This is a genomic window from Pseudonocardia tropica (assembly GCF_040105315.1).
In the GTDB taxonomy this organism is placed as follows: Bacteria; Actinomycetota; Actinomycetes; order Mycobacteriales; family Pseudonocardiaceae; genus Pseudonocardia; species Pseudonocardia alni.
In genome coordinates this window covers 1-1,119 of the sequence record NZ_JBEDNP010000096.1, presented here as the reverse complement: position 1 = coordinate 1,119, position 1,119 = coordinate 1, and the positions used below count along the sequence as shown (strand labels likewise).

Sequence of the window (1,119 nt, the reverse complement as noted above, 5' to 3'; positions counted from 1 at the left end):
CGTCCCGACGACACGGCCCTCGTCGCGCAGTACCTTGACCGCCTGCCGCACGGTGTGCCGGCTGACCCCGTACTCCTCTACGAGCGCCAGCTCACCGGGGAATCCGTCGGTGAACGCGTCCACGTCGAGGCGGCGCCGCAGGTCGTCGAGCAGCTGCTCCCAGAGCAGGCGGCCGGGCTCGCGCCGGATCACGGCGGGGCCGGAGTCATCGGTCTCGGTGTCGGACACCCCTTGAATGTACGGTCATTTAACCCCGTCGGGCAAGTCCCCCGCCGTGCTGCACGCCACGTCGACGGCGCCGTCGGGACCGCGCACGAGGAGCCACCGGCCGGGTGCCGACCGGAACGGGAACCCGGCCGGAACAGGACACGGCCGGGGTCGGGGCCGGACCGCGCCCCTACCGGGCGTCGGCCCGGACGGGCTTCAGAACGGCACGCCGGCCCGGTTCGCGGCCCGCACCGCCACCGCCATCCGGCCCAGCAGGCCAGGGTGGGCACCACCCTCGGGGTGACCGCCGGAACCACCGTCGCCCGACGCGTCCACGGGCGGCGGCGCGTCCGCCGGAGACGAGCGAGCGGCAGCGGGCTCGCCGTCGAAGGCGGCCGCCACGGGGCGGGACATGTCGGGACGGACGGATGTGCGCACGGTCGCTCCGGGATTCCGGTGGGTCGGGACGGAAGGAGCGGCGCCGGTACTACCGGGCCGCTCGGACTCCCGGGCGACAGTGACGGTCGTCGACCGACAGCTGGTCGGTGGCGATCAGGCACACGACGAAGCCGCGATCGACCGACGGAGCTGTGGGGCACACGAGAACCACGACACCACGTGGATACCCGCCACGCAACAGCCCGGCTCGCGTGGTGAGAGCCACCGCCCTCGACGCACGGCGCTCCTGAATGTACGGTCATTTCATCACCGTCAGATCCCCCGGGAGGGCATCATGGGGCGGACCCCGTCGAGGCCGGTGCGTGGCAGCGCAGCGGCGACCTCGTCTTCCGGCAGTACTACCTGGGCTGCCTGTCCCAGGCGTCCTACCTGATCGGCGACCGGGCCACCGGCCGCGCCGTCGTCGTCGACCCGCAGCGGGACGTCGCGCTCTACCTGGCCGACGCCGAGGCC

The 1,119-nt window shown here is 73.5% G+C and carries 2 protein-coding genes; both read right to left on the bottom strand.

Annotation, left to right across the window (positions count from 1 at the left end):
- Positions 1 to 228: GntR family transcriptional regulator (locus WHI96_RS27725; RefSeq protein WP_349302523.1), on the bottom strand; the 228-nt coding region annotated here is incomplete at its 3' end.
- A 690-nt stretch (positions 229 to 918) separates the two neighbouring features.
- Positions 919 to 1,119 (bottom strand): hypothetical protein (locus WHI96_RS27720; protein WP_349302522.1); only part of this gene is annotated, 201 nt, incomplete at its 5' end.